Source organism: Psychrobacter sp. AOP7-B1-24, from assembly GCF_052376215.1.
Classification (GTDB): domain Bacteria; phylum Pseudomonadota; class Gammaproteobacteria; order Pseudomonadales; family Moraxellaceae; genus Psychrobacter.
Genome location: NZ_JBQSVL010000001.1, coordinates 93,370 through 118,619 on the forward strand (window position 1 = coordinate 93,370; position 25,250 = coordinate 118,619).

Consider the following 25,250-nt stretch of genomic DNA (forward strand, 5'->3'; position numbering starts at 1 on the left):
CTATAATATATAACGATGGCATAATACTAAGTATGTTTTGAAGCGCCGCGCACATAAATTGAATTAAAAAGTCCGACCAAGTTGCAATATCATAACGACGCACCACCGTAAGAAACAGTGACCAAAAAAATATATATAGCAGCCATTGCCAAGGTTTCATGGTTTCCATGAGCTTAGGTATAAAAAACTCTAAGCGCTCCGCTAGTAAGGCAACCTCATCCTTTGCTATACTTGAGCTCTTATTCTCTTGACTTGTCTTGTACCGATATGAACGCCAATTCTTCAAACCCTAGTAATCCCGAATCAAATGTAACCGCATCTGTCTCTAATTCTAACACAGATGTTTCCAAAACAAATAAAACCCCTACCAACAGTGAGGGTCAACAGATGTGGGGTGGTCGCTTTAGTGAAGCGACGGACAGTTTCGTTGCCGCCTTTACCGCCTCTGTCGGCTTTGATCAACGCTTTGCACGTCACGACATTCAAGGCTCAATCGCACACGCGACTATGCTTGAAAAGTGTGAAATCTTAACGTCTGATGAAGTTGCCACCATCATTGATGGTCTACAGCAAGTATTACGCGAGATCGAAGCCGGTGAGTTTAACTGGTCAATCGCACTTGAAGACGTACATATGAACGTTGAATCTCGCCTCACTGACGTGATCGGTGCAGTTGGTAAAAAACTGCATACAGGCCGAAGCCGCAACGATCAGGTGGCCACCGATATTCGTCTTTGGTTACGTGAAGAGGTAGATAACATCATCGCCTTATTAGTACGTCTACAGAGCGGGCTACTTGATCTGGCTGAGCAACATACTGATACGATCATGCCAGGTTTTACCCATTTGCAAACCGCTCAGCCTGTAAGCTTTGGTCACCACGTCATGGCATGGTTTGAGATGTTGTATCGTGACACCGAGCGTTTGGTTGACGCACGCCGCCGTATCAATCAGATGCCACTAGGTAGCGCTGCTCTTGCTGGTACAACGTTCCCAATCGACCGTACCATTACTGCTGAGTTACTCGGTTTCGATGGTATTTGCCAAAACTCACTTGATGCCGTATCAGATCGTGACTTTGCCATTGAGTTTACTTCTGCCGCGTCTATTCTCATGATGCATATGTCACGTATGAGCGAAGAAATTATTCTGTGGATGTCAGCCCAGTTCAACTTTGTGCAGATTCCAGATCGCTTCTGTACTGGCTCATCGATCATGCCGCAAAAGAAAAACCCTGATGTGCCAGAATTGGTACGCGGTAAAGCGGCACGTGTTTTCGGTCAACTTATGACACTGCTTAGCCTGATGAAGAGCCAGCCACTGGCCTATAACAAAGACAACCAAGAGGACAAAGAGCCGCTTTTTGATTGTGTTGATACATTGACTGGCTCACTTCTCGCCTTTGCTGATATGCTACCAAACATCACGCCAAATAAAGAAAGCATGCGTGCGGCCACCATGAAGGGCTACGCAACCGCGACTGATTTGGCTGATTATCTAGTACGCAACGGCGTGGCTTTCCGTGACGCTCATGAAGTGGTCGGTAATGCTGTGGCTTTGGGCATCAACGAAGGTGTCGATTTGAGCGATTTGTCACTGGCACAGCTCCAACAGTTCAGTGATGCTATCGGCGATGATGTATTTGATTACCTAACGCTAGAAGGCTCATTAGCAGCGCGTGACCATCTAGGTGGCACTGCGCCGAACCAAGTCAAACAAGCCGTAATCAATGGCCGCAATCGTTTAAAAGCCTTTGCTTAAAGGTTATTTAAACGTCGACTAATTGATTTATTTAAGATTGAAAACACCCGCTACTTTTGCGGGTGTTTTTGTATCAATCACCTCTCCTATACACGATATAACAGATACCCTTTGATAAATCGTCTAAGACCGTTATCATAGGCTAATACTATTATTCGACATATAACTGATAAGGAATGCTTTATGACTGAGACCTTTAATCCTCAAGCCAATACCGTGTTTTGCCGTAAATATAAACAAGAATTACCAAAAATGCCGCATCCTCCTTTTCCTAACAAAAAAGGTCAAGAGCTACAAGAAACGGTCTCTGACAAAGCATGGAAAGAATGGCTGGAGCAGCAGACCATGCTGATTAATGAAAACCACTTGAGTATGCTGGATCCTGCAGCCAAGAAGTTTTTAACTGAACAACGTGATAAATTTTTGGACAACGAAGATTATGAGCGTGCACAGGGTTGGACACCAGAAAGTTAGGGGCTGTTAACTGCCTAATCACCAAAAAAAACGCGCTATATCAATATAGCGCGTTTTTTGATAATGAGGGTGTGTCCTATGATCAGAATACCCGTCAAATACTTTCTACTGCTCTTCACTATCTGATGCTTCAAAGTCAGTCACTGACATGGTGACTGATGTCGTATTAACTTGGCGCGCTGCCATACGATCATTGGCTTCTTGTACGGCTTTTTCGACCTGTGCGTAATCTGAGTGACGGACATCTTGACCACTACTATAGTTGATCACTAGCTCAGCGACATTCTGTGCATGATCACCAATACGCTCCAATGCCCGCAATACCCACATAATATTCATGACTTTTGAGACATGCCTTGAGTCTTCCATAATATAAGTCATCAACGCACGAATCGCTGACTGATACTCATCGTTGACCATATTATCATTACGCATAACCTCAAATGCCTGTTCAGCGTTTGACTGACTAAAGGCCTCTAGTGCATTGTGTAGCATCAGACGCACTTGATTACTGAGATGTTGCACCTCTGCATAGCCATATGACAGTTTGCCTTGTGCCGCGATCTTACTGGCCATTTGAGCAATTTTTACGGCTTCATCACCGATACGTTCTAAATCCACCACACCTTTACTGATAGACATAACCAAACGTAAGTCACTGGCTGCGGGCTGGCGTTTTGCGACTAATAGCAAAATATGCTCGTCCAACTCTACTTCCATTCGGTTTATTTCGAAGTCCATATCAATGACTTCTTGTGCTAGTATCTCATCTTTATCGATAAGCGCATGGATTGCTTTAGCAACCTGGTTGGCCGCCTGATCACCCATGTGTAAAAACAATCGAATGGCTTCATCTAAATCTTGGTCAAAACTTTTAGAGATATGCTTATCATTTGGCATAAGAGGTATTCCCTGAGATACATATTTTAGTAACGCGGTGAGATTTTTGAATTAAGCATCAACCATAACGACCTGTAATATAGTCTTCTGTCGCTTTTTGAATAGGGTTCGTAAACACTTGATCCGTCTCGCCCATCTCAATCATATCGCCTAGATACATATAAACCGTATAGTCTGACACGCGCGCTGCTTGTTGCATATTATGAGTAACGATAGCAATCGTATAATCATTTTTTAAATCTTCAATCAAATCTTCGATAGCCCCTGTCGAAATGGGATCTAGTGCTGATGTTGGCTCATCGAGTAGCAATACTTCTGGCTTAGTCGCGACGCTGCGTGCGATACATAATCGTTGCTGCTGGCCACCTGACAAAGATAATCCAGATGCCTTCAGCTTGTCTTTAACTTCTGGCCATAATGCTGATTTTTTGAGTGCCCATTCCACGCGGTTGTCTAGCTCAGCTTTGCTCAGTTTTTCATAGAGGCGTACACCAAAGGCGACATTGTCATAAATTGACATTGGAAACGGTGTTGGTTTTTGGAATACCATGCCTACTTGGGCGCGAAGCAAATTCACATCGACATCTTTACCCAAGATATTATTACCATCAAGGTTAATACTGCCTTCGGCACGCATACCTGGATAGAGATCATACATACGATTAAAAGTACGTAGTAGTGTCGACTTGCCGCAGCCTGAAGGACCAATGAAGGCGGTGACTTTTTTATCAGGAATATCGATATTGATATTTTTTAGTGCTTTAAAGTCACCATAGTAAAAACTTAAATCTCGAATCTGCATTTTTGCCGGTGGCATGTTTTCAGGCAAGTCATTAAGCGTCTGCTTGGTCAGGTTCGCAACATCTGGTTGCTCCATATTTGTGCTAGTGGACATTGATCTGTTTAACAGGTTATCAGTTGTTGTCTTGAATTGATCAGTGGTTTTATCTGTACGGGTTTTGCTGATGACATCATTCATAATATTGTCCAACCTAGCTCGATTAATTTCGTATAGTTTTAAGTAAATGCTCAATGTCGTATCATTTCATTGAGCATTGGGTCTTACTTAGTCTGACCTCTACCACCAATGAATCTTGCTAAAATATTTAGTATCAAGACAGAAGCAGTGATAAGTAGCGCAGCGGCCCATGCTAATGTATGCCAGTTATCATAAGGGCTCATCGCAAACTGATAGATGGTATTGGGTAAATTGGCAATAGGCTGACCCATGTCGGTACTGAAATATTGGTTATTTAGCGCGGTAAATAGCAGTGGCGCTGTCTCACCTGTGATTCTGGCAAAGGCCAATAAAACCCCTGTAGTCAATCCTGCTTTAGCCGCCTTGATTGTCACTTGCGTAACCATTTTCCATTTAGGCGTGCCAAGTGCATAAGCGGCTTCGCGAATACTGTTAGGAACCAGATTGAGCATGTTTTCAGTCGTACGTACCACCACAGGAATAACGATGAGCGCCAATGCTAACGCACCTGCCCAACCAGAGAAACTTTGACCTTTTACCATCAGTGCATAAATAAATAGACCAATAACAATCGACGGTGCTGATAATAAAATATCATTTAAAAAGCGCGTTACCTTGCCAAGCATACTGCCTTGCGAGAACTCAGATAAATAAATACCTGTCATAAGACCAATAGGCGCTCCGATAAACAGCCCTGAAAATGCCAACATCACCGAACCAACGATGGCGTTACGTAGCCCGCCTGCACTCATTGGCGGTGGTGTATCAGCCGTAAATATCGGCAGTTGCACCATACCCTGAAAACCTTCCACCAGAAGTGTCAGCAGAATCCAAAATAACCAAAACAAACCAAAAACCATCGCTGTCATTGCAAAGCCTAGACCTAGCTTATTAGCCCAGCGACGCTTGTTATAAAGACTTTTGTCATAACGTCCTTGGAAACCATTGAGTGGTAACGGCGCACTGATTGCATTAGTAGCGTGGGTAGCATTGTTAGAAGGCATAAAACGTGTTTCCCGTATTTTTATCAATACCAATAACCATCGACACTTATTGATTTAATCGAACTGTGGCAGTCAAACAATTAGCGATTGCCTGCTTTATGATCCATGCGCATCAGCATGAGTTTAGCGAGTGATAGCACGATAAAGGTAATCACAAACAAGATTAGGCCTAAATGTAGCAAGGAGGCTAAATGTAACTCACTCGATGCTTCCGCAAACTCATTTGCCAAGGCTGACGTAATCGTGACACCAGAGGTAAATAAGCTTGGACTGATATTAAAGGCATTACCGATAAGGAATGTCACTGCCATGGTCTCGCCCAATGCGCGACCTAACCCTAAAATGACACCGCCAACCACACCAGCTTTGGTATAAGGAAGGATAATCTTGAACATGACTTCCCAAGTGGTCGCGCCCATTCCATAAGCTGACTCTTTAAGCAGGTCTGGCACGACCGAAAAGACATCACGCATAGTGGCTGCGATAAAAGGAATGATCATGATGGCAAGTACTAGAGATGCTGTGAACATACCTAGCCCCATTGGCGCACCTGTAAATAGCTTGCCAATGATAGGCAGTGGACCAATGTGTTCGATGAACCATGGCTGAATATGGTCGCCAAAGAAAGGAGCAAATACAAACAATCCCCACATACCATAAATGATAGAGGGAATACCTGCTAATAACTCAATCGCAATACCGAGCGGTTTTTTTAAGAATTTTGGACACATCTCAGTCAAAAATATGGCAATACCAAAACTGACGGGAACCGCAATTAAAATGGCAATAAAAGATGTGATCAATGTGCCGTAAATAGGCGCCAATGCACCGTACTCGTTGGCAACTGTATCCCAGTTATTGCTGGTATAAAAGCCCAAACCAAACTCTTGAATACTCGGCCATGCACCGACTATCAATGAGACTAAAATACCACCTAAAGACATTAGGACAAGAATGGCAAAAGCTTTGGTTGCATTGACAAACAAAAAATCGTAGCGTTTTTGTTTGGCCAGTTGGGACCTTAAATCATTCATAAGTGTCTCAGCATTGAATAGGGTTGAGTCAAAATATTAGAAATCTTTATTGGGCTTTATCACAGCAAGCTTAGGAGCAAATTTACTGTGATAAAACCTCTCAAATAACTACCGGAGAATAGTTATTCGAGAGGGTAACTGCAAAAACGCTAAATAATATTTAACAGAAATCAGTTACTGGGCTGCTGTATAAACTGGCTGTCCATCACTGCCCTTCACTTCATTCCATTTATCTTTGAATAACGCAACGGCTGTATCAGAGAAAGGAACGTAATCTAGTGCCATGGCATCATCATCACCTTGGGTATAAGCCCAATCAAAGAAGTTCAATACGCCAGCCACTTGCTGAGGGTTTTCTGGTTGCTTATGTACTAAGATGAAAGTCGCAGCGGCGATTGGCCATGCTTGCTCGGTCTCAGAGTTGGTGATAACTTTATAAAAGCCTTCTTGTTGTGACCAATCGATATCACCAGCTGCTGCAAACGTTTCTGCAGAAGGTTGCACGAAGTTACCTGCTGCATTTCGTAGGGCTGTATGTGACATATTGTTTTGCTTGGCATAAGCATACTCAACATAGCCGATTGAGTTTTTCATACGATTGACGTAGCTTGATACGCCTTCGTTACCTTTACCGCCTGCACCAGTGGCAGAAGTTGGCCACTTCACTGTCTTATCAACGCCGACACTGTCTTTCCAGTCTGTTGACACTTTTGCTAGATAATCAGTGAAGTTGAAGGTAGTACCTGAACCGTCTGAGCGGAATACAGTAGTAATCGCAGCATCAGGTAGCGTTAGATCAGGGTTCGTCGCTTTAATCGCAGGGTCATTCCAGTTGTTAATCTTACCTAGATAGATATTTGCTAAAGTCTCACCGTCTAACTGCAATTGGCCAGGCTCAACACCATCAATATTTACGATAGGTACGACGCCACCGATAACCGTTGGAAACTGAATCAAACCAGCTTTATCTAACTCTTCAGGTGTCATAGGTGCATCAGAAGCGCCAAAATCAACTGTTTTTGATTGGATTTGCTTGATACCGCCAGAAGAGCCGATTGACTGATAATTCACTTGACCACCAGTCGCAGCGTTGTAGTCGTAAGACCACTTAGCATAGATAGGCTGCGGAAAAGAAGCACCAGCACCAGTAATATTCATTGCGATATTTTCAGCAGATTTAAAATCTGTGGCAGATGAAGACCCTGCTGTTTGGGTAGTGGCTGTCTCAGTCGCGACAGCACTATCAGCAGCAGACTCTGTCGTTTCAGTTGATTGATTACATGCCGTAAGTACTAAGGTACAACTAACGGCTACTGCTAATAACGAATAACGCATTTAAGACTCCTAAAGTTTAACAACATACAAAAAAGCATTGTTTGTGATATGCGAGTTATCTTGCCAAGTTTTTATGACAGTTTAATGACAGTTAAATGACAACCTTATTACACCTATATTTATCAGCAGCATTCAAACCATAAATAAACGATAATCTTAATTTTTTCAACAACTTAATATCTCATATTAATAAAGAAAACTTATTCAGTTTTATCAATACCAATACATCGCATAATACCTGCCCCTAAATATCATTAGCCGTCTGAGCAGAATTTTGTTAATATTCAATTGATTCACAACACTGACAGACTCGGGGTGCGGTGTATGATTGGCCTGATTTATTAAACTTACTTTATTAAACCAGTCGCCTTGATACATTCGCTGAGAGATCACCCGCCAAACCTGATGCGGTTAGTACCGACGCAGGGAAGTCTTAAGCACTTTGTTATGTATGACAAAGGACGTGCAGAAATGCCTTTTTATTATCATGACTGTTTTAGTATACGTTTGACGTTACTAAAGTCGTGAGTATCGATATAAAGTTGCGTCCAAGGTTACATCGACATCATCCGCGACGACACTGTTTGGTCGTTGGCTGATGTTCATAAACTGAAATTGTCTAGATTACAGATGCCACCCCCGCAGCTACTGGCGGTGTTGCTTTTATTTAAAACCAACACGCTAGGACAGCATATGACGACTTCTAATGTACAAGCAGCACAGACTCACATCCCAGCTGATGACACTATTCTTGCTTCAGAGCCCGCTCAAACGACCCACAGTAAAGCTGATAAAAAAGCGGATGCGCTAAAAACGCCAGCTCACCGCACAGCAAGTGATGCTCGATTCGAAGAAGATGCTCGCGACTTACATCGTATACTTCCAGCCTCTCGCAAAGTCTATATCGAAGGCTCTCGCCCTGACATTCAAGTACCGATGCGCGAAATTACCCTAGACCCTACTCCTATACAAGGTGTCGACGAAGCCGATTGGGAACAAAATCCACCCTTTTATGTCTATGACACCTCTGGCGTTTATACCGATCCCAACGTCGAAATTGATTTGACAAAAGGTTTGCCAAAGCTGCGTGAAGGCTGGATAAATGAACGTGGTGATACTGAACAATTAAGCGGATTGTCTAGCTCATACGGACAAGCGCGTGCCCGTGATATCACTACTGCGAACCTTAGATTCGCTCACATCGACAAACCGCGCCGTGCCAAAAATATCGATGGCAAAGCTGGCAACGTCACGCAAATGTACTACGCGCGTCGCGGTATCATCACCCCAGAAATGGAATATATCGCCATTCGTGAAACGCAAAAACAGCATGAGCTGACCGATATGCGTCAACACGATGGTGAGAACTTTGGCGCCAATACCCCTACGGCTATTACCCCTGAGTTTGTGCGTAGCGAGGTAGCAGCAGGTCGCGCGATTATCCCAAACAACATCAACCATCCAGAGTCTGAGCCGATGATTATCGGACGCAATTTCTTAGTGAAAATTAATGCCAATATCGGTAACTCAGCGCTAGGCTCTTCTATCGATGAAGAAGTGTCTAAAATGACGTGGGCCACGCGTTGGGGTGCGGATAACATCATGGATCTGTCAACTGGCAACCATATTCACGAAACCCGTGAATGGTTGATTCGTAACTCGCCAGTACCGATTGGCACCGTACCGATTTATCAAGCGCTCGAAAAAGTCGATGGCGTGGCAGAAGACCTCACGTGGGAAATCTTCCGCGATACACTAATTGAGCAAGCAGAACAAGGCGTCGATTACTTCACCATTCATGCAGGCGTACTACTACGCTATGTACCGCTCACTGCTAATCGCTTAACGGGTATCGTCTCGCGTGGTGGCTCTATCATGGCGCAGTGGTGTCTCGCCCATCATCAAGAGAGCTTTTTATACACGCATTTTGAAGACATTTGCGAAATCATGAAGCAGTACGATGTGGCCTTTAGCTTGGGTGATGGCTTGCGTCCAGGCTGCTTGCAAGATGCCAATGATGAAGCACAGTTTGGCGAGCTGCGCACCCTTGGCGAGCTAACCAAAATCGCATGGAAGCATGATGTACAGGTGATGATTGAAGGCCCAGGTCACGTGGCCATGAACCGTATTAAAGAGAATATGGATTTGCAGCTTGAGATTTGTGAGGATGCACCTTTCTATACTTTAGGGCCATTGACCACGGACATCGCACCCGGCTATGACCATATTACTAGCGCCATTGGTGCGGCGATGATTGGCTGGTTTGGTACTGCCATGCTCTGCTACGTCACACCAAAAGAGCACTTGGGTTTACCCAATAAAAAGGATGTCAAAGACGGCATTATCACTTATAAAATTGCGGCCCATGCCGCTGATTTAGCCAAAGGGCATCCAGGGGCACAGTCTCGTGACAATGCGCTGTCTAAAGCGCGTTTTGAATTCCGCTGGGACGATCAGTTCAACCTGGCGCTCGACCCTGATACTGCGCGTGAGTTCCATGATGAAACATTGCCAAAAGACGCTCATAAGTCAGCACACTTCTGCTCGATGTGTGGGCCAAAATTCTGCTCAATGAAAATCACCCAAAATGTGCGTGAATATGCAGCAGGTTTAGATAAAGCTGCTGCCAATAAAGTCACGCCACAAACCGGTGACTTAACTGATGCAGGTCACTTAATCAAAGAAGTAGATACCGAGCTGGTTCGTCAAGTTGGAGAAGCCAGTGCTGATGAAGTTAGTAAAGGTATGGCTGAGATGACCGAGAAATACAATAGCGAAGGACGTCAGTTATATACAGAGGTATGATGCTCTATTTGCTAAAAACTGGCTAACTCAAGAAGCTTGGACCTAGTCACTAGGTTCAAGCTTTTTTTTATTATTCCTTTTAATCTCTATCAAAGCCACAAAGCTAATCACCAGATAGATAGGTGTCAACACAATATAACCCAATGGCAAAACCCAAATAGAAAATAAAGCTCGACTCTCTCCCGTTGCCCCTTTACCAATCACCATATCCGTCACTAATAGAAAAACATAATAGGCAATCAAACTCAGAAAAGGGATTAGGAACCCACCAGTTAGTAGGACCACCCAAAGACCCTCAGGCTGAGACTCTTCACATCGACGCATCCTGCGCAAATGCCGCATACCTAGCGCGAACAACGCAATGAAAGTGACAAATGGTGAGACAGCCGTTAATACCTTAGCCAATGGATTCAGTGGTTTTTGAATAATAAAATCAATCTCTTTCGCAAGGTTATCATTGAAATGTAGTGGTTGATTCACAGATAATGCCGTTTCTTCATTATCGATATCGACAGTGACATGATCCGTATCACCATCAAAATTTAGGGTGATGGTTGAGCCTTGAAATCGCTGGCTCTGTACATCACTTTGCTGCATAGGCTTTAAGCTATATGAGTAGGTATGTCTTGCCGTCCAATCACTACCATAATAGTGTGGATGCGCATCATAAGTAGCTATAACGGTGTGTAGTCCTTGTGATAAATTGACGTTGATATATTTGGACTCTGCTCTAAACGCTTGAGCATCTGTATCTGTATCTGTATCTGTATCTGTATCTGTAGATGAGTAATAAAAGTCAGCCGTATCAAGCACAGTATCATCTTCGGTAAGTACCTCAACGGGCACTGATTGACCGTCTATAGAGATTTTGAAATCATCACTTTGCTCAAAACTATCCAAACCATCGAACACCTCAAGCACTAATGGGAATTGTAGACCTTCACGATTGTTATATAGCTCATAGGTTACCGTATAATTATTAGCGTCTTCTATAACATCAATGTCGACTGACTCTGATATGACATCAATACTCTTATTGAAATAAGCAGCATTCGCCCAAGTTCCTGAATAGCTGACGGGTTCAATAGCTTGGCTAGCAACGCTCCAACTTAGTAACAACAACCCTATGATAGTAAATCGAAACACAATATTTCTCAGCCTTATTAAAAATAAATAAAAGTCTACTATTTATTAATAATGAAAACTATAAAAAAATCCCAGTAAACATAGTATTTACTGGGATTACGAATTCGATTTCAATCTTTAACTTTAAACCTTCGACGCCTCATAGATCTCTTCGATCGAATTATTGATAGTTGCAGAAAATGCTTCATCACTTTGCTGCTTACTCAAACCCTCAGTAAAGGCGCGCGAGAAGCTCGCTATCATACCTGGGTTTTGCTTCAGCTTAGCACAGGCATCGCTACGGCTATAACCACCTGACAAGGCCACGACTTTTAACACTTTTGGATGCTCAATCAGCTCTTGGTAAAATCCTGCCTCTTCAGGCAATGTCAGCTTTAGCATGACTTGCTGCTCGTCATTCAAACGATCCAGATTTTGTAGAATACTGGCTTTCAATATAACTTCGCATTCATGTTTTTGTGCACCATTGATATCCACTTCTGGCTCGACGATAGGCATCAAACCTTTTGAGATAATTTGCTTTGCGACATCAAACTGCTGCTGTACCACCAGCTCAATACCATCGACGTTTGGCTCATAGACTACTGAGCGCATTTTAGTGCCAAACACAGGATAGTTTTTTGCCTTGTCTAATAATACATCTAGGTCTGGCATCGGACGCATGACTTGTACGCCATTCATTTGCTCAGCCAGCCCTTTATCTACTTTTAGAAATGGTACGATGTTTTTATCTTCCCACAGATAATTGGCCGTTGGCTTGTCATTAATCTTACGATCCATAGTATCTTCAAATAAAATAGCGCCAAGGACACGCTCATTATCAAATGAATCACAAGTGATGATACGAGCACGCATCTCATGTACCAAATCAAACATAGCCGAGTCGTCACTGTAGTCTGCACTAGTGACACCATAATTCTCTAACGCCTTTGGTGTGCTGCCGCCACTTTGATCAAGCGCTGCGATGAAGCCTGAGCTGTTTTTTATACGTTGTAATTGCTTGTCGTATTCCATTGAATGTGCATCCTATTTTTATTAATTATCAGGTATTACTAAGAAAAATGCTTGTTGTCAGCTCTATTTATTGTAGCTAACCTTATCATAGGATAGGTCATCTGCCTATATTTTCTCAGTTAAAACCTTAGTAAAATCATGACCACATTCAAGCCTTTAGGCTAAAATCGTTAAGCTAAAAATAGTAAGACCACGCAGCAAATAGCTAAGAACAAGCCCAATATATTAATACGATTGAGATGTTCCTTAAATATGCCAACACCAATCAAAGTCGCTACCGCAATAACACCAACATTCATACCAGTAAAGACGATACTAGGAGAGTCATGCATTACTTGATGGGCCCGTACATAAGCATAAATATTACCCATATTTAGTGCGCCTAATAGCAGTCCTGCTGCTAGCGCAGTTCCTTGCCAGCGCACACGAGTGATAAGTAAATAGATAAATAGCAGTAATCCAGCCAAGCCGAAACTGACAAATAACGTGAGCGCGAAGGCTGTGCCTTGTTTGGCAACCTGTTTAAACAAGATATCAATAAGACCATAGCCTGCCCACACCCCAAATAACCATAATGGCGTACGCTTGGCTTGTTGACTAATATCAGCATATTGTGGACGATAGACCAATGCTGCTAATGCCAAAAATCCTAACAGCAGTCCAAACACATGCGTACCAGTAATCATCTCACCAAACAATAGAAAAGAAGCTGCAATAGGAATGATGAGCGATAGACGCTGAGCGGCATCAGTTGCAACCATACCGACTGATTCAATAGCGCGCCCAAGGATAATGAATACGGCTGGTAGCATGATACCAAGAGCGACAATAATGCCCCATGCGCTACCAAATTCAGCTAGCCCGCCCACCTCTGGTTTTAGCAAGAACCAAGTCAATAGCGACGCCACAGGATAACCCGCAACGATAGTCTGGCGTATGTCTATATTTTTTTGCCGTAATATTTTTAATAATACCGAAACAGCAACACTACAGAGCACCGCTATCGTTAAATACATCATGAACATTTACCTTTTTAAACAGCCATCTTTGCATGATTGTTGTTAGGGCGTGTCATCAATTAAGCCAAATGACACAAGAAACCAGATGAATCGCACTGAGGAAATGACAGGCTAACTTGTCATAGCGGGTAGCAATCGCACGGTACTGCTTAATCTTGGCAAAGAAGTTCTCGATCAGATGCCTCGCTTTATCGAAGTCTCTTGGCTGCAGTCGATGACACTTAGATGGTATGACTGCATTACCTTGTACCGATTTAATCGGTACAATGACACGGGCATCAGCATCATAAGCTCTATCAGCAAGCCAAGTTTGACTAATACTGACATCGAGCAGTTCATCTGAGCCACATAAGTCATGAGCTGCGCCACCTGTTAGATAAAAGCCAGTAGGATTGCCTAGTGCATCTGTACGAGTATGTATCTTAGTCGTCAGTCCACCTTTACTACGTCCAATGGCTTGATCCCTTTTTTTCCAGCACTGTGCTGATGGGCTTTAACAATCGTGGCATCTAACATGGCATATTCATCGTCTGATTGTTCGGACAACTGATTAAACACCTGTGCCCATACGCCTTTTTTTGACCAACGGCTAAAACGAGTATGAATTACTCTGAAGTCGCCAAATCGTTCAGGTAGGTCACGCCAAGGTACGCCTGTCTTATAGCGGTAAAGAACTGCTTCTACGAACAAGCGGTTATCCTTTGCAGTAACACCAACGTCACCTAGTTGACCTGGCAGAATGTCTTTAACTCTCTCCCATTGGTCATCTCGTAGGGCATGTCGTCTTGTCATGATGATTAAGCTCATATGAATAAATATAGAGTTACTATAGCTTATTCTAAAATAACGGTGCTAATTGATGACACGCCCTAATACGTTTTTGTGAAGTCACCTTGAAAATAAGTCGTTAAATGTACAAGATAAACTACTGAACGAATTTAAATCAGTAGAATGTAACAAAAGATTTCCATGGCAGCAATCTATTTATCAGCTTTTATTTCGCTGAATACAAGCTGATCTGTCTCGTTCAAATTACAATTCGCATGCAGCTCTAATGGCGAATTTTGCTAAAATAGCGAGCAATCCTAATAACAAAAGTAAAGATTCAAAATAACGAGTGACATCGTTAATTTTGGCGTACTGCTATTGATGTTTTATAACTGCCTATGAATGCTCTATTTCGTTTTTTTGAAAATCGTCTACCCGCTTTTCCTGACACACCAATGCCACTACCCTCACCTCGTGATGGCATGCTCAAGTTTTTGTGGGTATGCACCAACGGCTTACGTGGCTGGCTAGTATTATTTATGATTTTGTCAGCAGGTATTGGCATCTATGAAGCCATGCTGTTTGCTTGGATTGGCAATATCGTTGATTGGCTCGGTGTTTATACACCTCAAACTCTGTGGGTAGAAAAAGGCGACATGCTACTCTTGATGTTAGCCGTCATGATACTGAGTCCAGTATGGATTGCCTTATCATCGTTTGTTCATTTTCAGACCTTGCAAGGCGTCTTCCCCATGCAAATGCGCTGGCGTTTTCATCAGCGCATGCTTGGGCAGTCGATGCAGTTTTATCAAGATGAGTTTTCAGGACGTGTCTCAGCGAAGGTGATGCAAACAGCATTGGCTGTGCGTGATACCGTCATGACGGTCACCGACATGTTCATGTATGTCTCTGTCTACTTTATCACCTCAGGCGTTATTTTATTTAACTTAGATAAGTTACTATTGATTCCTTTTATCATTTGGCTCATCTTGGTTGCCCTTAGTATTTGGTACTTTATTCCGAAATTAAAAAACACCGCCATCGTTCAGGCAGATGCTCGTGCGTTGATGGTTGGTCGCATTACTGATGCTTATGCCAATATCATGACCGTCAAACTATTTAGCCACTCACGCCGTGAACTGGGCTATGCCAAGAACGCCATGGGGCAGTTTTTAGGTACTGTTCATGCACAGATGCGCTGGGTCAGCTATCTAGAAGTCTCGACCCATCTGATCAGTGTTATTTTAGTTAGTAGCACAGTTGGTATTGGCCTGTATTTATGGCAACACGGCGCGGTCGGTGTGGGTGCAATTGCCGCCGCAACAGCGATGGCACTGCGCTTAAATGGTCTGACGCGATGGATTATGTGGCAGACGGCCAGCTTGTTTGAAAGCATCGGTACGGTACAAGATGGTATGCGTACCTTATCAGCACCGCAAACCATTATAGACAAGCCTAATGCACCTGACTTAAACGTCACTAAGGGTCAGATTGTCTTCGACCATGTGGATTTTGGTTATGAAAGCGAGACCAATAGCGACACTGCTGACACTCATAATTTAGACGAAGCAAAAGAAGCAACAACTTCAATCGTGAAGCTTCTCGATGATTTCTATCTAGACATCAACCCAGGTGAAAAAATAGGCTTGGTTGGACGCTCAGGTGCAGGTAAATCAACCTTGGTTAATTTATTATTACGCTTCTTCGATGTTGATAGCGGTAAAATCCTTATCGACGGACAGGCGATTGATGCGGTTACCCAAGAATCTTTACGCCAACAAATCGGCATGGTCACCCAAGATACATCCTTACTGCACCGTACGGTACGTGAAAACATCGCTTATGGTCGTCCTGATGCTAGTGATGAAGAAATTATTACTGCTGCCAAGCAAGCCCAAGCATGGGATTTCATTAAAGACCTATACGACGACAAAGGCAATGCCGGTCTGAATACACAAGTGGGTGAACGTGGCGTCAAGCTTTCTGGCGGTCAACGTCAGCGTATCGCTATCTCACGTGTTATGCTAAAAAACGCACCGATATTACTGTTAGATGAAGCCACCAGTGCCCTTGACTCTGAGATTGAGTTTGCCATTACTGAAAGTCTGAATGATATTATGACAGGTAAAACGGTCATCGCAATTGCTCATCGTCTCTCTACCATTGCTGCACTAGATCGACTGGTGGTCATGGACAAAGGTAAAATTATTGAGCAAGGTAGCCATGATGAGCTATTGGCACGCCAAGGCGTCTATGCACGACTATGGCATCGTCAAAGTGGTGGCTTCTTAGGTGAAGACAGCTAACTAAAAATTGTTCGCTCTTATTAAACACGACATACAAGGAAGTTTTGATCCTATGGAAGCCTTCACACACCGCATTAACATCAGTGGAAAACAAGCACGCTACTACAACCTGAGCCAGCTTAATTCATCGATACAGGCAAAGACGGCTTCACGTGTACCTGCACATTTTTATGGTGGTAATAGCTTCACCGTTGGCACCTACAAACCTTTATTACAAGCGCTGTCAACTAACTTTGATATTAGCTCACTCGCTCTACGTGGTTATTGGTATGACAAACCGCAACGCCGTCGCCTGACACGTGAGCAAGATGCCGAAATGCTGATTGAATTTTTAGAAAAAACCCAAAACAAACCAGTGGTAGGTATAGGTCATTCACAGGGTGCAACTGCCACTGCCATCGCCGCAGCCATGCGCCCAGATCTGTTTTCACAGTTATATTTAATAGAGCCTGTGACATTTACCAAGAGACAAGCCAGACTATACAACCTATTGCCACGTAAAGTTCTGCTCAATCACGAGCCTTTTAAAAGCACACTCACCAAGCAAACTATTTGGCCAAGCATCAACGATTATTATGAACACCTGCGCGAGCAATCTGCCTATCGACGTATCAGCGATGCACACTTACGGATATTCGCTGAGCAAAGCTTAATCAAAAATGCCGATGGTACTTACATCCTAATATTTGCGCCAGAGCAAGAGCTTGCCAACTATTTTGGCGCGCCTTATATTGATAGTGCACTCAAGCAACTCAAATGCCCTTATACGCTCATTACTGGTAAGCCAACCTTATTTATCAATAACAAAGTGCGTAAGCAATGGCGCAAGTTCGTACCTGAGAGCCGCATCGTTTCTCTACTAGAATACGGACACTTATTACCCATGGAAGCACCTGACCTATGCGCTCAGATCATCAATGATTATTATCAAATCAACAAATAAGCTGATACATGCCTGATCTTTTTTCTCCTGCACCGACAGACAACCTACTGCCTTATAATGGCAAGGTAAATGATTTGGGTATGGTTATCGAAAATACCGATGAGGTGTATCAGGCTTTATTGACTGAGCTACCGTGGCAATCTGATGTCGTGACACTGTTTGGAAAGACTCACATCACCACTCGTCAAATCGTTTGGATGGGCGAAAGCAATACCACTTATCAATACTCTGGACAGTCACATCAGGCTATTGCATGGTCGAACACTGTGTTTCACATGAAACAATACGTTGAGCAGCAATTATTAAGTATAGGCATTGATGTTCATTTTAACTCCTGTCTACTCAACTACTACCCTTCTGGTACCGATGGCATGGGTTATCATGCCGATGATGAAAAAGAGCTGGGTACACAGCCAATCATCGCTTCACTATCACTTGGTGCCACACGCAAGTTTGTTTTGAAACACAAAAAAACTCAAGACAAAGTCGAGCTTCATCTTGAGTCAGGTCAGTTAATTGTCATGCATGATGATACCCAAGAGTATTGGAAACATACCATTACCAAAACCAAAGCGGTCTCAACAGGGCGTATTAGCCTAACGTTTCGACAGATACTGTCGCCTTAGATTCAATTCGCCTTAGATTCAATATAGTCTAGAGTGTGTCTTAGCTTGCTTTTAAAACAATCTTGCCAAACGCATCACCTTTTTGTAGCTCATGGTGAGCTGCAACTACTTCTGACATTGGATAAACTTGCTGAATACGTAACGTCAGCGCACCATCTGCCACCAGTTGTAGTACTCTTGCCATATCTTCACCATTACGCTGCGACTTATAACCCGCCACGTTTAAGTTCTTTTGGCTACCCGCTTCTTTGAGTTTATCGACCCAAATTGTCGGTAAGACATACACATGACCTTCAGGCTTGACCACGCTAAGCGCCCTTATACCCGCATCACCCCCGACCAAATCTAGTAGTACATCTGCTTGCAGCTCAGGAAACGCATCTTCTTTGGTGTAGTCAATCCAACCTGCCAGCTTAGATACCTCTATTAACTCATCAAGCTTGGCATATTTTTCTGGTGAGCAAATAACGGTTACCTTGATATTATTGTTAGCCACTTTATCCATTAACAACTGAATCAATAAATGACCGACACCGCCCGCTGGTGCATTAATCACTACATGCTCACCATCCTTAATATCAGCAAATTCTACAAACTGTATCGCCGTCTGGCCGATACAAGGCAATGCTCCTGCTTGCTCCAATGTTACCCGTTCTGGTACTTTTGCTAGTAGAGTAGCATCGACTGCGACATACTCAGCATAACCACCACCATTAAAAGTCAGTGCAGCAACTTGATCGCCAATACTAAAATGCTCGCTATTGCTATCAACTACAACACCTGACACATCGAAGCCTAGTATTGCAGACTCATGGTTATCGAACTTGTCTTTTTGGATAGCTTCCGCACCCCAACCCTTGCCTTGACGTGTCTTGTAATCGACAGGATTGATACCTGCATAAGCAACTTTTACCAATACTTGATCTTGAGCCAATCCTGGTATCGCTACACTATCTTGGTATTGCATCACTTCAGGCGCACCAAACTCATTTATCAGCACAGCATGTTGAGTGTCTGGTCGTTGACTATTAGACATCGTTATATATCCTTATATATTATTGGGTGCTTTGCTGCCCCAACTTTTTGATGAGTTTTATTTTAATTGATACTTTAGGGCGTGTTAAAGGTGTTTTACAGCAAGGCCAACTCCGCACTGATTGGCAGATGATCTGATAGTGTTGACCATGGTTTGCCAGTATGTACCCATGCATCTTTTACGATTAGATTGCGTACATAAATGCGATCTAGACTAAGTACGGGTAATTTGGCTGGGAACGTTGGCATTAACTTGCCATGGCAGTGTTTAAAAGCTTCTGTCATACCCAAATCATGAGCCAGTTTATCACAAGACATCTTTTTCCAATCATTAAAATCACCTGCCAAAATTAAGGGCTGATCGTCAGCAATCTCATGACATATATAGTTAGTAATGGCTTCGTACTGCTTGATACGATCACGCTCAAATAAATTTAAATGCGCGCACAACACCACAACTGGTCTCTCCCAACCTACCGGTTGTACTTCACAATGCAACACGCCGCGCTGCTCTAGTTTATTAACGGTAATATTGACATTGTGTTTTGGGTCCAATGGAAAACGGCTCAAAACTGCATTACCATGATGACCGTTTTCATACTCTGAATTTTTGCCATAGCTGTTTTGCAGCTTCAGATACTCACCGAACCACTCATGTTGGGACTGGTCAGGATATTCATTGTACTGTAGATTTCGCTTAAGATTCTGACCTTGCACTTCTTGCAGACACAGTACGTCAGAACCCACGATATCTAGAGCTTGGGCAATGCCTTGCATTTTGACTTGGCGGTTTAACGGCGACATGCCTTTATGAATGTTATAGCTGGTTAAAATAAAAGAATTTGTGATTGTCATAGATTTAGTCATCATACTTAAAATAAATGGAACATTGATTGTCTCGCCACAGTGATTTCAAGTGCTCCTTAAATACTGTTTTTTGAGACGCTGATAACGCTGCTCGCTGCAATAACTGCTCATCAATTTTATAATCGCCACCGTAGTAGCCAGTATTATCAACAGGTAGCCCTGTTTTGGAATCACATATTGCCGAGTTACCACGAATAGCAAATTTTTGTTTACCTTCATACATGATGATTTTCATTTCGTCGTAACTGACATCACCGCGACAACCGATATAATAAGGAACGCTCACCTCAGCCACACCGTTATTATTAATGTCAGTCACTACGGCAGTTTCTTTAGCATAACGGGCAATCACATCTAAATCGCAGGGGAGATAGTCATATATTTGCCATACTCGCCGTGTTGCCTGATCTACGTTGTACAAATGACTGATTACTTCTCCTGCAGGACTGTCAAAAGTGGCAGCGTCATCAAAGCGCTGTAACTGAACCAAATAATTGCTACCTGTAGCATCGCTCCATGAACGAATGGCCACAATATTCTTATTGCTCAACTTCAATTTATTCAGCGTGGAGCTTGTTTGGTAATACTTTTGCACAGTAGCAGGTAACTGACTCCACGCCAAATGGTCTGTGGGGATAGTATTAGTATTGGCCGCACTATAGCTAGAGCTAAGCGCGAGCATTAGTGTGACACTTAGTACTGCGATAGCCTTGCTTGTACGCTGGTGTATCATAATAAGTGCCTAATGTATAAGTTAAGAGGAATATCTTAAAGGTATAGTCAAAGTATTTTTAAATCGCTACAGTGCTACTGGGATAAATTTTTCGCAGCCTCTGTGAATACAGCCAGCAAGTAAAATTTGTACCAGTAACACCATAATACAACCGTATCGGTTTTATGTTTCTTTGACTATACGTTGAATCAAACACACACCAATGTAAAAAAGCATTGATTCTTATTGAACCAATGCTCCATATTATACCTATACGTTATCAATGGCTAATTTGGAAACCGCCATAATTCATCGGTAGTTTTAAAACATACCCTAGCAAATTAGTAACGAGTCACCAACGCAATTGGCTGATCTTTACCCATGATATTTTCTGGTAAAAATACAGCCTTACCGCCATTATTAATGACATGCTCAATGATTTCACCCACTGCATCATCAGTGACACCTTCGGTGGTAGAATCATCTGAGATACTCAATGTCTGCGCTTTTTCATCGATCTTAGCAGACTGTATATAACCACGGCGGACATAGATCGTCTCACCCACTCCTTGGAATGCACTGCGATAGACCTCTTGTAAGTCTGTTTGCAACATGTTGGCACCACGTGCTTTATCAATCTCTCCCATGGCTGCCTGATGTAGCGATTTTCGATAGCTTTCTACCGCCTCTTGTACGCTGTCGATAATATGCTGAGCACTACCATCTTCTAATTTGGTCGCATTTGATACCGTCGCAATGATGTTGTCTGGACGGTCGCATACTTCTTTGTAGTAGCCAATATTTTTGGCATCACCGATTGCCACAAGCGGCATCTTGTGCTCGCCCCACAGCTCTTGCACACTCTTATCTACTTGGTTAAAAAACTCTTTTAGATAACTGCTTTCATTATTTGATGAGCGATCTGTTCCACTGTCCCCAGTGGTATACAAGCCATTATTTTCAATGGGGAAACGAATATTCTCCATATTGCTTTGTACATCATCTTCTTTATCGAATTCTCTGACGACACGATCATTGGATGCTTCAATCAAACGCGCACCCTCACGGGTCAACACCACTGCATAATAGTGAACGGCACTTGCCATATCGCGCACTAAGTCACGAGTCGCAAAACGATGTGAAATCATAACGCGTTCAGTGGTATCGATAGGCATACGGATCACTTGCACATCGTCAGTACTAGCAAAAATGGCCAAAGTATCGAGATTGTGATTGTGATTAAGTTCATTAGTTTTTTTATAGATATTATCTAGAATAGTGGTGGCGGTACGCTTATCGTACTCATTCGTTAGACGCTCTTCGGCTATTTTTAATTGGTTTTTTAGGGCAATCGAATCTTTTTCATTAGCAGGATGCTCACGATGAGTCTTTACAAAGATACTGACTGCTGGATTGGCATTACTATCACGCAGACTTTTGAGAGTTGCTTTCATATATTGCTCCTTGTTTTGTTATGACTTACGTTTAACCTTATCAATGATTCATGTACCAGTTAATAATCAGTAATAGCCGCACGTCATTTCCTTTTCGACAATCTTATCGCTATTGCGTTTTTATAGTAGTACATATTTAACAGTACATGCTTTTAAAAAGTGCTTTTAAAAAATGTTATTTCATATAGGTATTTAACATCATATAAGTACTTAACATATTGATATCTAAATATATTACATCTATATTTCTTATATAACTCATTTCATATTAACAACAAAAACCCGCTATCGACAGAGCCAACTTGCAAACAAATGATGTTCCTTTGTAAGTAAAGTTATTTTTAACATAATAAAAAAGTAGTAAACGACATCATCTTGGTGGTGTCACCTCTTTGCAGTCTGTATTGTGAGTGCCTAGGTTGTATTTTTATCAAATGAACCCATCTTTTATATAAGCCTTATACTCAACCAATAATAATTCATTCACTAAGACACATACCGGATAATTTTATGTCACCTATTTCAGCAGATTTACATCTTGTCGACTTTGCGACTGCCACACCAGGCAGTTTGCAAGAGCAAGTTATTGCAGCTATCGACGATGCCAATGCCTTTCTAGATACGATAGGAACCCCGACCAATAGCAATGATAATACTGCTGACCCAAGTGCTGAGCAAGCACTGGCAGATGTAATGGTTTTTGATCATATCAATCTGGCTTTAGATCGCAGTTGGGGCGTTCTATCGCATCTCAATAGCGTGACAAGTAATGATGAAATCCGTCATATACATCATGAATTGCTGCCTAAACTATCGGCTTATGGCACTCGCGTCGGACAGCATCAGTCATTGTTTAGCCGCTACCAAACTATCGTGAATAATACAGATTTTTTTGCGGCACTTGAGCCTGCACGAGCCCGTGCGATCGAACTTGCGCTGCGCAGCTTCCAGCTATCAGGAGTCGCTCTACCGAAGGCTGAGCAAGAAGCCTTTGCCGCCATCCAAAGTAAGCTATCCACGTTATCAGCGACATTTTCAGATCATATTTTGGACGCCACACAAGCGTTTGCACTACCTTTGACAGAGAACCAGTTGGCCGGTTTGACCGAGAGTGGGCTGGCGCTTTTAGCGGATGCAGGTGAGCAGTACAAGGCTCGTCAGCTTGCCAGCGGTGCACTCACACAAGCGGATATCGACGCACTACCGACCCCTTATTATGTCGCAAGCTTAAATATACCTGTCTATCTCGCTATCATGACCCATGCTGATGATCGCAGTCTGCGTGAGACTCTGTATCAGGCTTATGTCACTCGTGCTTCAGAGTTTGACCAGCACAGCAATGCCAAAGGTGAGTCGCTCAATAACGCTGATATCATGGGTCAGATTCTAAAATTACGTGAGCAGAAGGCTAAACTACTCGGCTTCAATAATTATGCTGAGGTGTCACTATCGACTAAGATGGCTGATAGCGTCGTGGAAGTTGAGACGTTCTTACGCGATTTGGCAACACAAGCGACGCCTACTGCCAAGCAAGACTTAGCACAGCTACAAAAGTGTGCGAAGGATTACAATATTAACGACTTACAGCCATGGGACAGTGCCTATATTGCGGAAAAAGTAAAACAAAGCGAATTCAGCTTATCACAAGAAGAAATTCGCCCTTACTTCCCATTACCGAAAGTCATTAGTGGCTTGTTTGCTATCGTAGAACGCCTGTACGGTATCAAAGTACAGGAGCAAATCAATTACAGTAACGAACACAGTAGTAAACAAGAATCTGTGTCACGCTGGCATGATGACGTTCGTTTCTATCAACTATTTGATGCTGACGACCGCTTAATTGGTGGTTTTTACTTTGACCTATTTGCCCGTAGCGGCAAGCGCGGCGGCGCATGGATGAGTGGTTTTCAGTCGCGTTATACTTATGACGAACAAGACCACCAACAGCTACCTGTTTGCTTTATGGTAGGTAACTTCACTCCTGCACTTGCGGGCAAACCAAGCTTATTGACGCATAACGAAGTATTGACCTTATTCCATGAGTTCGGTCACGGTCTACATCATTTATTAACACAAGTAACTGTCGGTGATGTCGCTGGTGTCAATGGCGTCGAATGGGATGCCGTCGAGCTACCAAGCCAGTTTATGGAAAACTGGGCGTGGGATGCAGAAGGTATCGCGCTGATTAGTAGTCATGTCGAAACAGGTGAACCACTACCTAAAGACAAACTCGATGCCCTATTGGCTGCCAAAAACTTTCAAAGCGGTATGCAAACATTACGTCAAATCGAATTTGCTCTTTTTGATCTGCTGATGCATGCACAGACACCAGCGCCCGATTATGAGGGTATTTTAGCAACCTTAAATACCGTGCGTAGCGATATTGCCATTATGCAAACGCCTGACTATAACCGCTTTGCCAATGGTTTTAGCCACATCTTTGCAGGTGGTTACGCTGCTGGTTATTACTCTTATAAATGGGCAGAGCTACTATCTGCAGACGCTTTTAGTAAGTTTGAAGAAGAAGGTATTTTTAACCCAGCCACAGGCAAAGCTTTTCGCGAGACTATCTTATCCGTTGGCGGTAGCTTCCCAGCCAAGACTAATTTTGAAAACTTCCGTGGTCGCAGTGCTAGCATCGAGGCCCTGCTACGCCACAGTGGTTTTGATGTGGCTAAAAATACCGATACGACCAATCCCCAAATGACTAGCGAGGTCATATAAATGCGTTATCAGTCATCAAGGCCAAAACGGCGTTTTTTAGCAGGTGTTCGCTGTCCAAAATGCCAGGCGATGGATGCGGTGGTGCAAGTGAATATCGTTGATCCAGAGCCTGACGAATATATTGAATGTACACAATGTGGACATACAGAGCATCGCCCTGACCCTGACGCTATCAGTGCTAAGAATCATCTCGAAGATCAGCTGATTCACGATGCGATGAGCACAGGCACTAGCGGCACCGTCAAATTTAAATCCTAAACATGTGCTGATTTTCAACGTCAAGTTAAAATAGCTAAAAGCCTATCTATCAATAGATAGGCTTTTTATTTTGAGTTTGCTATAGT

At 43.0% G+C, this 25,250-nt stretch carries 20 protein-coding genes, 1 pseudogene and 1 riboswitch; of the genes and pseudogenes, 8 read left to right on the forward strand and 13 right to left on the reverse strand.

Translation table 11 applies throughout. The features are described from left to right. Nucleotides 1–387: 387 nt before the first annotated feature. Entirely contained in the window at nt 388–1,761 is a 1,374-nt protein-coding gene (argH, locus tag ACT3QP_RS00390) for an argininosuccinate lyase (protein WP_192518366.1), read from the forward strand. Between the two features lie 183 nt (nt 1,762–1,944). Beyond that, nucleotides 1,945–2,235, forward strand: coding sequence for an oxidative damage protection protein (locus tag ACT3QP_RS00395; protein WP_192518319.1), 291 nt, complete (start codon nt 1,945–1,947; stop codon nt 2,233–2,235). A 105-nt stretch (nt 2,236–2,340) separates the two neighbouring features. Here ACT3QP_RS00395 and phoU read toward each other — a convergent pair whose 3' ends face one another. The 5 genes from phoU to pstS all read right to left on the reverse strand — a co-directional run bounded on the left by phoU (nt 2,341) and on the right by pstS (nt 7,487). After that, nucleotides 2,341–3,135 carry a phosphate signaling complex protein PhoU gene (gene phoU, locus ACT3QP_RS00400; RefSeq protein ID WP_192518320.1) on the reverse strand — a complete coding sequence of 265 codons (795 nt, stop codon included), beginning with the start codon at nt 3,133–3,135 and terminating at the stop codon, nt 2,341–2,343. Nucleotides 3,136–3,193: 58 nt separating this feature from the next. Then, on the reverse strand, nt 3,194–4,114 hold the full coding sequence (gene pstB, locus ACT3QP_RS00405; protein ID WP_444518929.1) for a phosphate ABC transporter ATP-binding protein PstB: 921 nt from the start codon (nt 4,112–4,114) through the stop codon (nt 3,194–3,196). Nucleotides 4,115–4,197: 83 nt separating this feature from the next. Then, nucleotides 4,198–5,118, reverse strand: a complete 921-nt coding sequence (gene pstA, locus ACT3QP_RS00410; RefSeq protein ID WP_192518322.1) for a phosphate ABC transporter permease PstA — start codon at nt 5,116–5,118, stop codon at nt 4,198–4,200. 80 nt (nt 5,119–5,198) lie between these two features. Continuing rightward, on the reverse strand, nt 5,199–6,152 hold the full coding sequence (gene pstC / locus ACT3QP_RS00415; RefSeq protein ID WP_192518323.1) for a phosphate ABC transporter permease subunit PstC: 954 nt from the start codon (nt 6,150–6,152) through the stop codon (nt 5,199–5,201). A gap of 174 nt (nt 6,153–6,326) precedes the next feature. After that, the gene (gene pstS, locus ACT3QP_RS00420; RefSeq protein ID WP_442062309.1) at nt 6,327–7,487 is read right to left on the reverse strand and encodes a phosphate ABC transporter substrate-binding protein PstS; all 1,161 of its coding nucleotides are present in this window, start codon (nt 7,485–7,487) and stop codon (nt 6,327–6,329) included. 301 nt (nt 7,488–7,788) lie between these two features. Beyond that, nucleotides 7,789–7,933, forward strand: a riboswitch (TPP riboswitch). 247 nt (nt 7,934–8,180) lie between these two features. Between pstS and thiC the strand changes: the two genes are divergently transcribed. Further along, on the forward strand, nt 8,181–10,292 hold the full coding sequence (gene thiC, locus ACT3QP_RS00425; RefSeq protein ID WP_444524032.1) for a phosphomethylpyrimidine synthase ThiC: 2,112 nt from the start codon (nt 8,181–8,183) through the stop codon (nt 10,290–10,292). Between the two features lie 42 nt (nt 10,293–10,334). Here thiC and ACT3QP_RS00430 read toward each other — a convergent pair whose 3' ends face one another. From ACT3QP_RS00430 to ACT3QP_RS00445, 4 genes and pseudogenes are all read right to left on the reverse strand, one after another. Next, nucleotides 10,335–11,438, reverse strand: coding sequence for a hypothetical protein (locus ACT3QP_RS00430; RefSeq protein ID WP_444524033.1), 1,104 nt, complete (start codon nt 11,436–11,438; stop codon nt 10,335–10,337). 123 nt (nt 11,439–11,561) lie between these two features. After that, the gene (locus ACT3QP_RS00435; RefSeq protein WP_444524034.1) at nt 11,562–12,452 is read right to left on the reverse strand and encodes a fructose bisphosphate aldolase; all 891 of its coding nucleotides are present in this window, start codon (nt 12,450–12,452) and stop codon (nt 11,562–11,564) included. Between the two features lie 170 nt (nt 12,453–12,622). Further along, nucleotides 12,623–13,471 carry an EamA/RhaT family transporter gene (locus ACT3QP_RS00440; protein ID WP_444524035.1) on the reverse strand — a complete coding sequence of 283 codons (849 nt, stop codon included), beginning with the start codon at nt 13,469–13,471 and terminating at the stop codon, nt 12,623–12,625. 55 nt (nt 13,472–13,526) lie between these two features. Beyond that, a pseudogene (locus ACT3QP_RS00445) lies at nt 13,527–14,263 on the reverse strand (IS5 family transposase). Between the two features lie 374 nt (nt 14,264–14,637). Between ACT3QP_RS00445 and ACT3QP_RS00450 the strand changes: the two are divergent. The 3 genes from ACT3QP_RS00450 to ACT3QP_RS00460 are packed head-to-tail and all read left to right on the forward strand — an operon-like array spanning nt 14,638 to nt 18,114. Next, nucleotides 14,638–16,545, forward strand: a complete 1,908-nt coding sequence (locus ACT3QP_RS00450; RefSeq protein ID WP_444524036.1) for an ABC transporter ATP-binding protein — start codon at nt 14,638–14,640, stop codon at nt 16,543–16,545. 52 nt (nt 16,546–16,597) lie between these two features. Further along, nucleotides 16,598–17,488 carry an alpha/beta fold hydrolase gene (locus ACT3QP_RS00455; protein ID WP_444524037.1) on the forward strand — a complete coding sequence of 297 codons (891 nt, stop codon included), beginning with the start codon at nt 16,598–16,600 and terminating at the stop codon, nt 17,486–17,488. A gap of 8 nt (nt 17,489–17,496) precedes the next feature. Then, complete coding sequence (locus ACT3QP_RS00460; protein ID WP_444524038.1) at nt 17,497–18,114, forward strand: alpha-ketoglutarate-dependent dioxygenase AlkB family protein; 618 nt, start codon at nt 17,497–17,499, stop codon at nt 18,112–18,114. Nucleotides 18,115–18,154: 40 nt separating this feature from the next. On the opposite strand, the gene ACT3QP_RS00465 is transcribed toward ACT3QP_RS00460, so the two are convergent. The 4 genes from ACT3QP_RS00465 to ACT3QP_RS00480 form a co-directional block, all read right to left on the reverse strand. Beyond that, the gene (locus ACT3QP_RS00465; RefSeq protein WP_444524039.1) at nt 18,155–19,150 is read right to left on the reverse strand and encodes an NADP-dependent oxidoreductase; all 996 of its coding nucleotides are present in this window, start codon (nt 19,148–19,150) and stop codon (nt 18,155–18,157) included. Between the two features lie 95 nt (nt 19,151–19,245). Continuing rightward, a complete protein-coding gene (locus tag ACT3QP_RS00470) occupies nt 19,246–20,004 on the reverse strand; it encodes an endonuclease/exonuclease/phosphatase family protein (RefSeq protein ID WP_444524040.1) in 759 nt (252 codons plus the stop codon). Nucleotides 20,005–20,008: 4 nt separating this feature from the next. Further along, on the reverse strand, nt 20,009–20,749 hold the full coding sequence (locus tag ACT3QP_RS00475; RefSeq protein ID WP_444524041.1) for a M949_RS01915 family surface polysaccharide biosynthesis protein: 741 nt from the start codon (nt 20,747–20,749) through the stop codon (nt 20,009–20,011). Nucleotides 20,750–21,069: 320 nt separating this feature from the next. Continuing rightward, on the reverse strand, nt 21,070–22,182 hold the full coding sequence (locus tag ACT3QP_RS00480; RefSeq protein ID WP_444524042.1) for an AOC03_06830 family ribosome hibernation factor: 1,113 nt from the start codon (nt 22,180–22,182) through the stop codon (nt 21,070–21,072). Between the two features lie 510 nt (nt 22,183–22,692). Here ACT3QP_RS00480 and ACT3QP_RS00485 point away from each other — a divergent pair. Beyond that, entirely contained in the window at nt 22,693–24,906 is a 2,214-nt protein-coding gene (locus ACT3QP_RS00485) for a M3 family metallopeptidase (protein ID WP_444524043.1), read from the forward strand. After that, complete coding sequence (locus tag ACT3QP_RS00490; RefSeq protein WP_192992526.1) at nt 24,907–25,164, forward strand: YheV family putative zinc ribbon protein; 258 nt, start codon at nt 24,907–24,909, stop codon at nt 25,162–25,164. Nucleotides 25,165–25,250: the final 86 nt, after the last annotated feature.

What these genes read in the sequence shown, in the direction of transcription:
- argH (WP_192518366.1), top strand. Translation starts at nt 388, where the DNA reads ATGTGGGGTGGTCGCTTTAGTGAAGCGACGGACAGTTTCGTTGCCGCC.
- ACT3QP_RS00395 (WP_192518319.1), top strand. Translation starts at nt 1,945, where the DNA reads ATGACTGAGACCTTTAATCCTCAAGCCAATACCGTGTTTTGCCGTAAA.
- phoU (WP_192518320.1), bottom strand. Translation starts at nt 3,135, where the DNA reads ATGCCAAATGATAAGCATATCTCTAAAAGTTTTGACCAAGATTTAGAT.
- pstB (WP_444518929.1), bottom strand. Translation starts at nt 4,114, where the DNA reads ATGAATGATGTCATCAGCAAAACCCGTACAGATAAAACCACTGATCAA.
- pstA (WP_192518322.1), bottom strand. Translation starts at nt 5,118, where the DNA reads ATGCCTTCTAACAATGCTACCCACGCTACTAATGCAATCAGTGCGCCG.
- pstC (WP_192518323.1), bottom strand. Translation starts at nt 6,152, where the DNA reads ATGAATGATTTAAGGTCCCAACTGGCCAAACAAAAACGCTACGATTTT.
- pstS (WP_442062309.1), bottom strand. Translation starts at nt 7,487, where the DNA reads ATGCGTTATTCGTTATTAGCAGTAGCCGTTAGTTGTACCTTAGTACTT.
- thiC (WP_444524032.1), top strand. Translation starts at nt 8,181, where the DNA reads ATGACGACTTCTAATGTACAAGCAGCACAGACTCACATCCCAGCTGAT.
- ACT3QP_RS00435 (WP_444524034.1), bottom strand. Translation starts at nt 12,452, where the DNA reads ATGGAATACGACAAGCAATTACAACGTATAAAAAACAGCTCAGGCTTC.
- ACT3QP_RS00440 (WP_444524035.1), bottom strand. Translation starts at nt 13,471, where the DNA reads ATGATGTATTTAACGATAGCGGTGCTCTGTAGTGTTGCTGTTTCGGTA.
- ACT3QP_RS00450 (WP_444524036.1), top strand. Translation starts at nt 14,638, where the DNA reads ATGAATGCTCTATTTCGTTTTTTTGAAAATCGTCTACCCGCTTTTCCT.
- ACT3QP_RS00455 (WP_444524037.1), top strand. Translation starts at nt 16,598, where the DNA reads ATGGAAGCCTTCACACACCGCATTAACATCAGTGGAAAACAAGCACGC.
- ACT3QP_RS00460 (WP_444524038.1), top strand. Translation starts at nt 17,497, where the DNA reads ATGCCTGATCTTTTTTCTCCTGCACCGACAGACAACCTACTGCCTTAT.
- ACT3QP_RS00465 (WP_444524039.1), bottom strand. Translation starts at nt 19,150, where the DNA reads ATGTCTAATAGTCAACGACCAGACACTCAACATGCTGTGCTGATAAAT.
- ACT3QP_RS00470 (WP_444524040.1), bottom strand. Translation starts at nt 20,004, where the DNA reads ATGACAATCACAAATTCTTTTATTTTAACCAGCTATAACATTCATAAA.
- ACT3QP_RS00475 (WP_444524041.1), bottom strand. Translation starts at nt 20,749, where the DNA reads ATGATACACCAGCGTACAAGCAAGGCTATCGCAGTACTAAGTGTCACA.
- ACT3QP_RS00480 (WP_444524042.1), bottom strand. Translation starts at nt 22,182, where the DNA reads ATGAAAGCAACTCTCAAAAGTCTGCGTGATAGTAATGCCAATCCAGCA.
- ACT3QP_RS00485 (WP_444524043.1), top strand. Translation starts at nt 22,693, where the DNA reads ATGTCACCTATTTCAGCAGATTTACATCTTGTCGACTTTGCGACTGCC.
- ACT3QP_RS00490 (WP_192992526.1), top strand. Translation starts at nt 24,907, where the DNA reads ATGCGTTATCAGTCATCAAGGCCAAAACGGCGTTTTTTAGCAGGTGTT.